Here is a 7,478-nt window from a genome sequence, read left to right on the forward strand (position 1 = left end):
CGCCCACGCCGCCCGCACCGCCGAACTCGCCGCCGAGGCCGCGGCCGCCCCGCGGGCGAGGTGTGCGGCCGCGGCCTCGGCGGCGAGTTCGGCGGTGCGGGCGGCGTGGGCGCGGGTGGCGAGGCCGGCGGCGACCTCGGCATGGGCGAATGGGGCGAAGGTGTGCATGACAAGACTCCTTCTGTGAGGGGCGGAGGCGCGGAGGCGCCCCCGCGGGCCGCGGCGCAGCAGGGCGGGCGCGGGCGCCGGTGCGGCGGCGGGATGCGGAGGACGGCCCCGGTGCGGAAGCCGCCGGTGCGGGCCCCTGGGCGGCGGCCCCGGTGCGCCGGTCCCCCGGCGTGGTGGCCTCGGTCGGGCGGCTCCGGTCGGGCGGCTCCGGTGCGGCGTCCCCGGCGCGGCGTCCCCGGTGTTGTGGCGCCGGCGGGGCCTACTCGGCGGAGCGGCGCGGGAGGGCGTGCGTGTGGATGCGTACGGTCTCGGTGTCCTCGGTCTGCGGCATGTCGCGGAAGGACTCGACCAGGTCGTGCATCCGGGCCACGAGTTCGGCCGCCTGCCCGGGGGTGAGCCGGAGGGTGAAGTCGCTGATGTCCGAGCTGCGGCGCCACTCGGGGGACCAGGTGTGGGCGTTGCCCAGGAAGGTGCCGACCTCCTGGGTGTGGATCGTCGCGACCTCGTGCAGGAAGAGGTCGGCGGCGCCGCGGGTGGCGGGGTCCTCGTCGTACAGGAGCTGCTCGTCGAAGACGGTGCCGTCGTGCGCCGCCTGCCACCAGCGCTCGCGGCCCTTGCCGCGGCCCGGGGCGTCCTCGACGAACCCGTGCGCGGCGAGCTGGCGCAAGTGGTAGCTGGTGGCGCCGCTGGACTCCCCGAGCCGCTCGGCCAGCCGGGATGCGGTGGCGGGCCCGTCCTGGCGCAGGGCGCCCAGCAGGCGCATGCGCAGGGGGTGGGCCAGGCCGCGCAGGGAGCGGGCGTCGAGAGTGCGGTTCTGGAGTTCCGGGGCCTTCGGCTTCTCGGGCATGGCCCCAGCCTAAGCATGCAAAGAAAGCTCTGCAAGGATTTCTTTGCAACGCTTTCTTTGGATCGTATGGCCTCCGGGCTCAGCCTTCCTGAGCCGCCTGCTCCACCAGCGGAATCACCCGGAGCGGCACCGGGTTCTCCATCACGATCGCCGTCGACGCCCGCACGATCCCCTCGAAGCCCACGACCTTGTCGATCACCCGCTGGAGGTCGGCGTTCGACCGGGCCACCAGCCGGCACAGCATGTCCCCGTGCCCGGTCGTCGTGTGCAGCTCCAGTACCTCCGGCACCCCGCCCAGGTGCGCCCGTACGTCGGCGCCCTGCCCCTGCTTGATCTCCAGCGTGGCGAACGCCGTCACCGGGTAGCCCAGCGCCGCCGGGTCGACCTGCGGGCCGAAGCCGCGGATCACCCCGCTCGACTGGAGCCGGTCCAGTCGCGCCTGCACCGTGCCCCGCGCCACGCCCAGTCGGCGCGAGGCCTCCAGCACGCCTATCCGGGGCTCGCGGGCCAGCAGAACGATGAGGCGGCCGTCGAGTTCGTCGATGCCCATGACCCGTCCCTGTCTGCTCGGTACTGCGCGGGAGTGGTCATCCTGCACAGATGTTTCAGCCATGCTGCGCCACAGCTGGGCAATATGTACAGCAGATCAGGAAACTATTGCGCAGCTTGTGGATCGGCGGGACTCTGCGCTCATGACTGAGTCTTTGGTGAACCTGGAAACCACCCCGCACACCGCGCGAGAGGCGGACCCCTTCCCGGTGAAGGGCATGGACGCGGTCGTCTTCGCCGTCGGCAACGCCAAGCAGGCCGCGCACTACTACTCCACCGCGTTCGGCATGAAGCTCGTGGCGTACTCCGGACCGGAGAACGGCGTCCGCGAGACCGCGAGCTACGTCCTCACCAACGGCTCCGCCCGCTTCGTGCTCACCTCGGTCATCAAGGCGAGCACGGACCACGGCCGCTTCATCGCCGAGCACGTCGCCGAGCACGGCGACGGCGTCATCGACCTGGCGATCGAGGTCCCCGACGTCCGCGCCGCCTACGCCTACGCCGTCGAGCAGGGCGCCCGCGGCCTCGACGAGCCGTACGAGGTGTCCGACGAGCACGGCACGGTCGTCCTCGCCGCCATCGCCACCTACGGCCAGACCCGCCACACCCTGGTCGAGCGCAAGGCCTACACCGGCCCCTACCTGCCCGGCTACGTGGCCGTCGACCCGATGGTCGAGCCGCCGGCCAAGCGCACCTTCCAGGCGATCGACCACTGCGTCGGCAACGTCGAGCTCGGCCGCATGAACGAATGGGTCGGCTTCTACAACAAGGTCATGGGCTTCACGAACATGAAGGAGTTCGTGGGCGACGACATCGCGACCGAGTACTCGGCCCTGATGTCGAAGGTCGTCGCGGACGGCACCCTGAAGGTGAAGTTCCCGATCAACGAGCCGGCGATCGCGAAGAAGAAGTCGCAGATCGACGAGTACCTGGAGTTCTACAACGGCCCGGGCGTCCAGCACATCGCCCTCGCCTCGAACGACATCGTGGCCACGGTCCGCTCGATGCGCGCCGCCGGCGTGCAGTTCCTCGACACCCCGGACTCGTACTACGACACCCTCGGCGAGTGGGTCGGCGACACCCGCGTGCCGATCGAGACCCTGCGCGAGCTGAAGATCCTCGCCGACCGCGACGAGGACGGCTACCTGCTGCAGATCTTCACCAAGCCGGTGCAGGACCGCCCGACCGTCTTCTTCGAGATCATCGAGCGGCACGGCTCGATGGGCTTCGGCAAGGGCAACTTCAAGGCCCTCTTCGAGGCGATCGAGCGCGAGCAGGCCAAGCGCGGCAACCTCTGACCGCACGCGGCACCCCGCACACCGACGCGCTCCCGCCCGGGCCCGGCCCCGGGCGGGAGCGCGTCGCGCGTACGGCCGGCTACGGCTTCGCGGCGGCCGACGCCGACGCCGACGCCGAAGCCGACGCCGACGCCGACGGCTTCGGCTTCGCCTCGGGCTTCGCGGCCCCCGGCTTCGGCGTCGGCCTCCGCACCGGCTCCGGCAGCTCCGGCGCCACCCACGGCGTCGGCGGCCGCAGGTTCTCCGGGCCGCCCGGCGGCGGCTCCCCGATCGCCGCCAGCGCCTGCTTCGCGAGCGGCGCCCGCACCGGCGAGAACACCGGGTTCGTCCGCAGCGCCTCCTCCAGATGCCGCCGCGCCGAGGCGCCGTCCCCCAGGGCCTGCTCGACGATCCCGCGGTGGTAGGCGAAGTCCGCACTGCGCAAACCCGGCTCCGTCGCCTTCTTCGCGTACTCCAGGGCCCCCTCGTCGTCGCCCGACCGGTGCAGCGCCCACCCCAGCGCATCCGCCACCTGCATGCTCTTGTGCCGCGACCACTCCGCCGTCAGCCGCCGCACCGCGTCCGCCGGATCCCCGTGGTCCGCCTCGAACAGCCCCAGCACCACCTGGTCCTCCGCCGCCCGGACCGACCCGCGGGACGCCGCCGCCTGCAGCACCGCGTACGCCTCCTTCGCCTCGTCGTCCCGCCCCAGCGACTCCAGCAGCTCGCCCAGCTCCAGCGCGAGGCGCGGCGCCGAGCCCCGCCCCAGCGCCATCCGGTAGTCCCGCACCGCCTCCCCGCTGCGGCCCAGCCCGGCCAGCGCCCTGGCCCGGCCGCCCAGCGCGTCCGCCCGGCCCGGATCCGCCCTCAGCGCCGCCTCGAACTGGCGCAGCGCCACCCCCGCCTCACCCCGCTCCCACGCCAGCTCCCCGAGCCGGTACATCACGTACGCCTTCTCCGCCGGGGTCTTCGCCGCCCCCGCCGCGTGCTCCATCGACAGCGCCGCGTCCTCGCGCCAGCCCCGGTCCCGGTAGACCTGCGAGGCCCGCATGAACGCCGCCAGCCCCGGCCGCAGCTCCACCAGCCGCTCCAGCGCCTTCTCCGCGGCCTTGTAGTCGCCCAGGCCCGTGTACGCGTCCACCAGCACCGGGTACGCCGTCCACCGCTGCGGGGCCTGGGCCCGCACCAGCTCGCCCCACCGCTTCCCCGTCCCGAAGTCCCCCCGGGCATTGGCCAGCGCGCCCATGCCCGTCATCGCGTCGTGGTTGCCCTTCTCCGCGGGCCGCAGCTCCAGCGACCGCTTCAGCGCCCTCTCCGCCTTCGGGAACCACGCCGGGTCCGCGCTGCGGCGCGCCTGCTCCAGGTACGCCGCCCCGAGCACCGACCACGCCCCGTCGTCCCGCGGATGCGACCCGAGCCACTTCTCCCGGTCCGCGATCAGCGCCGACAGGTCGACCGCCGCCGCCGGCGCGCCCCTGCCGACCGCCGACGCGGCCCGCTGCGTCGGCCCCGGCGGCCGGGCGTCGTCGCCCTGGCCGGCCGGCCGGACCAGCAGCGCCCCGGCGATGAGGACCACCGCGACCGCGGCCGCCACGAGCGTCTTGCGGCCGGTGAAGGCCGCGTAGGGCGCGACCTGCCGCGCTTCGTTGTCGATACGGTCCATGCGCTCACTGTGCGTCAATATGAAGAGCATGCCGGCGTGCCCGGAGCCGCGCGCGGCCGTGTTCACACCGATGGGTGCGGATGCCACGCTGAGCCCATGGATCCCATGGACCACGACGAGCGCACCGCACGGCTGCACACGGCGCTCCTCGCAGGACTCCCCGCCGAGGCCCTCGTCACCGACCCCGACGTGACCACCTCCTACGCCACCGACATGGCCGCCTTCTGCCCGGCCGGCACCCCGGCCGCCCTGGTCCTGCCCCGCACCGCGGAGCAGGTGCAGCACGTCATGCGGACCGCCACCGCCCTACGCGTCCCCGTCGTCCCCCAGGGCGCCCGCACCGGCCTCTCCGGCGGCGCCAACGCCACCGACGGCTGCATCCTGCTCTCCCTCGTGAAGATGGACCGCATCCTGGAGATCAACACCGTCGACCGGACCGCCGTCGTCGAACCGGGCGTCGTCAACGCCGTGCTCTCCCGGGCCGTCGCCGAAAAGGGCCTCTCCTACCCGCCCGACCCCTCCAGCTGGGAGCAGTGCACCATCGGCGGCAACATCGGCACCGGCTCCGGCGGCCTGTGCTGCGTCAAGTACGGCACCACCGCCGAGTACGTCCTCGGCCTCGACGTCGTCCTCGCCGACGGCCGGCTGCTGCGCACCGGCCGCACCACCGCCAAGGGCGTCGCCGGATACGACCTCACCCGCCTCTTCGTCGGCTCCGAGGGCAGCCTCGGCATCGTCGTCCGCGCCGTCCTCGCGCTGCGTCCCGCACCGCCCCGGCAGCTCGCGCTCGCCGCCGAGTTCCCCTCCGCCGCGGCCGCCTGCGCCGCCGTCTGCGCCGTCATGGAGGCCGGACTGACCCCGTCCCTGCTGGAACTGATGGACGGCACCACCGTCCGGGCCGTCAACGCCCTGGGCCGGATGGAGCTGCCCGAGACCACCGAGGCGCTCCTCCTCGCCGCCTTCGACACCCCGCACGCCCCCGAGGAGCTCGCCGAGACCGGCCGGCTCTGCACCGCCGCCGGCGCCACCGCCGTCGTGCCCGCCGAGGACGAGGCGGAGACCCGACTGCTGCTCCAGGCCCGCCGGACGGCCCTGCCCGCCCTCGACGCCCTCCGCCCCGCGACGATGATCGACGACGTGTGCGTCCCCCGCTCGCGGCTCGCCGACATGCTGGACGGCACCGCCGCCATCGCCCGCGCCCACGGCCTGGTCGTCGGGGTCTGCGCCCACGCCGGCGACGGCAACACCCACCCCGTGCTCTGCTTCGACCCCGAGGACGAGGACGAGGCGCGCCGCGCCAGGGCGTCCTTCGACGAGATCATGGCGCTCGGACTGGCCCTGGGCGGCACGATCACCGGGGAGCACGGGGTCGGCGTCCTGAAGAAGGAATGGCTCGCGCGCGAACTCGGGCCGGTGGGCCTCGACGTGCAGCAGGCGGTCAAGCAGGCCTTCGATCCGCTCGGCCTGCTCAACCCCGGAAAGCTCTTCTGACGGCGCCTCCGGGCGGGGCCCCGCGCCGCCGGTGCGTATGAGGTACAGGTGGCGGGCGGGGCGCCGGCCGGTCCGGGTGCGGCGGCTCACAGCTCCGCGTCCCCCGACTCGTCGGACGGCCACGGATCGCGCATCCACAGCTCGTCGGCCGGGGTGGGGGTGAGCAGCTCGGCGAGGGCCGCGTCCAGGCCGAGCCGCTCGGCCTCCGTCCCCGGCGGGACCACCCGCAGGGTCCGCTCCAGCCACGACGACACGGCGCCCGAGGGGGCCTCCAGCAGGGCGTCGCCGTCGGGGGAGCTGAGCGCCATGCACAGCACCGCCCGGTCCGCCGTCTTCACGGGCCAGATCCGGACGTCCCCGTGCCCGCACGGGCGGAAGACGCCCTCGACGAGCAACTCGCGGGCGAACGTCCAGTCCACGGGGGCGCTGGAGCCGGTGTGGAAGGTGATGTGGACGGCGAACGGGTCGTCGGTGAGGTAGCGCAGCCGGGCCGGCACCGGGACGCTGCGCTCGGGTGACAGGACCAGTTTCAGTTCCAGCTCGCGCTCGATGACGGGGTGGTGCATGGAGGCCTCGCTTCGGTCGGATCCGGGGGCCGGCGTGTGGCCCCGCACCCGCAGAGAGCGCCGAGGCGCCGGGATGTGACGCGACTTCGGGCACCCGATCGCACAATGGCCTGAATCTTTCGGTTGGCCTGAAACCTACGGGCGGGGCGGTGTTCGCCCGAAGGCTTGGATTCTCCCGTTACCGGACCGGCCGGGAGGAGGTTCTTGGCTATGGTCCTCCCCTTGCACAAGCCTCAAGCCACGATCGGAGTTGGGGACATGACGGCCTCCCCTGGTGACGGCGAGCACGCGGCCCGCGAGGGCTACTACCCCGATCCGTCCATCCCCGGCTACGTCCGGTACTGGAACGGCCGCTCGTGGGTGCCCGGCACGGCCCGCCCCGCCGGACCGGGCGACCCGGTCGGCCCGCGGCGTCCCCGGCCCGAACCGGAGCCCGAACCGGAGCCGGTGCGCGACGCCGCGGGGGAGCGGGAGGCGGACCCGGCCGGCCCGGACGCCCCCGGGGACTCCCGGGAACCGGGGGACTCCGCGGCCCCGGCCTGGCAGGCCGACCCCCAGCACCAGGCGGGCTTCGGCGGCCCGCACGACCACGTGGTCTCCTGGGGCAGCCCGGCGGACGGGCCGGAGCCCGAGGCGGGCCACGCCCCCGCCCGCCGGACCGGGGCCTCCCTCGGCCGCGGGCCGCACCCGGAGCCGCCGGACGACAGAGGCCCGGCCGGGTCGGCGGAGCGCGGGCCGGGCGTCTCCTTCGCCCGTACGCCGGCCGCCGCCGCGGCCCCCGCCCCGGCCGCACGGGCGCCCGAGGGCATCGGGATCCTGTCGGCGCGCTCACCCGCCGCGGCCGCCGCCCCCGCAGCCACCGCCTGGCCCAGCGTCCCCGGCGGCACCGCCGGGTCCGGGCTCACCTCCTCCTGGCC

7 protein-coding genes are annotated in these 7,478 nt (G+C 74.4%); 3 read left to right on the forward strand and 4 right to left on the reverse strand.

All coding sequences use genetic code 11. From position 1 onward, the window contains the following. Positions 1-427 precede the first annotated feature (427 nt). Together EF903_RS25390 and EF903_RS25395 are read right to left on the reverse strand one after the other, a co-directional pair. Positions 428-1,015 carry a transcriptional regulator gene (locus EF903_RS25390; protein WP_125546913.1) on the reverse strand — a complete coding sequence of 196 codons (588 nt, stop codon included), beginning with the start codon at positions 1,013-1,015 and terminating at the stop codon, positions 428-430. Between the two features lie 79 nt (positions 1,016-1,094). Beyond that, on the reverse strand, positions 1,095-1,565 hold the full coding sequence (locus EF903_RS25395) for an Lrp/AsnC family transcriptional regulator (RefSeq protein ID WP_125546915.1): 471 nt from the start codon (positions 1,563-1,565) through the stop codon (positions 1,095-1,097). A 142-nt stretch (positions 1,566-1,707) separates the two neighbouring features. Between EF903_RS25395 and hppD the strand changes: the two genes are divergently transcribed. Then, positions 1,708-2,862 (forward strand): 4-hydroxyphenylpyruvate dioxygenase, encoded by a 1,155-nt coding sequence (hppD, locus tag EF903_RS25400; RefSeq protein WP_125546917.1) that lies wholly within the window; start codon positions 1,708-1,710, stop codon positions 2,860-2,862. A 79-nt stretch (positions 2,863-2,941) separates the two neighbouring features. On the opposite strand, the gene EF903_RS25405 is transcribed toward hppD, so the two are convergent. Beyond that, positions 2,942-4,504: a tetratricopeptide repeat protein gene (locus tag EF903_RS25405; RefSeq protein ID WP_260615904.1), complete on the reverse strand. Its 1,563-nt coding sequence runs from the start codon at positions 4,502-4,504 to the stop codon at positions 2,942-2,944. 96 nt (positions 4,505-4,600) lie between these two features. Here EF903_RS25405 and EF903_RS25410 point away from each other — a divergent pair, with 96 nt between their 5' ends. Then, the gene (locus EF903_RS25410; protein ID WP_260615905.1) at positions 4,601-5,995 is read left to right on the forward strand and encodes an FAD-binding oxidoreductase; all 1,395 of its coding nucleotides are present in this window, start codon (positions 4,601-4,603) and stop codon (positions 5,993-5,995) included. 86 nt (positions 5,996-6,081) lie between these two features. Here the strand turns inward: EF903_RS25410 and EF903_RS25415 are convergent, their stop codons facing one another. Beyond that, positions 6,082-6,561: an SsgA family sporulation/cell division regulator gene (locus tag EF903_RS25415; RefSeq protein ID WP_125546919.1), complete on the reverse strand. Its 480-nt coding sequence runs from the start codon at positions 6,559-6,561 to the stop codon at positions 6,082-6,084. A 258-nt stretch (positions 6,562-6,819) separates the two neighbouring features. Between EF903_RS25415 and EF903_RS25420 the strand changes: the two genes are divergently transcribed. Next, a partial coding sequence (locus tag EF903_RS25420; protein ID WP_185902816.1) for a DUF2510 domain-containing protein occupies positions 6,820-7,478 on the forward strand: 659 nt, incomplete at its 3' end.

The sequence above is a fragment of the Streptomyces sp. WAC05292 genome (assembly GCF_003949955.1).
Classification (GTDB): Bacteria; Actinomycetota; Actinomycetes; order Streptomycetales; family Streptomycetaceae; genus Streptomyces; species Streptomyces globosus.

Bases quoted from the DNA above. Each gene is read 5' to 3' on its own strand.
- EF903_RS25390 (WP_125546913.1), bottom strand. From the start codon at position 1,015: ATGCCCGAGAAGCCGAAGGCCCCGGAACTCCAGAACCGCACTCTCGAC.
- EF903_RS25395 (WP_125546915.1), bottom strand. From the start codon at position 1,565: ATGGGCATCGACGAACTCGACGGCCGCCTCATCGTTCTGCTGGCCCGC.
- hppD (WP_125546917.1), top strand. From the start codon at position 1,708: ATGACTGAGTCTTTGGTGAACCTGGAAACCACCCCGCACACCGCGCGA.
- EF903_RS25405 (WP_260615904.1), bottom strand. From the start codon at position 4,504: ATGGACCGTATCGACAACGAAGCGCGGCAGGTCGCGCCCTACGCGGCC.
- EF903_RS25410 (WP_260615905.1), top strand. From the start codon at position 4,601: ATGGATCCCATGGACCACGACGAGCGCACCGCACGGCTGCACACGGCG.
- EF903_RS25415 (WP_125546919.1), bottom strand. From the start codon at position 6,561: ATGCACCACCCCGTCATCGAGCGCGAGCTGGAACTGAAACTGGTCCTG.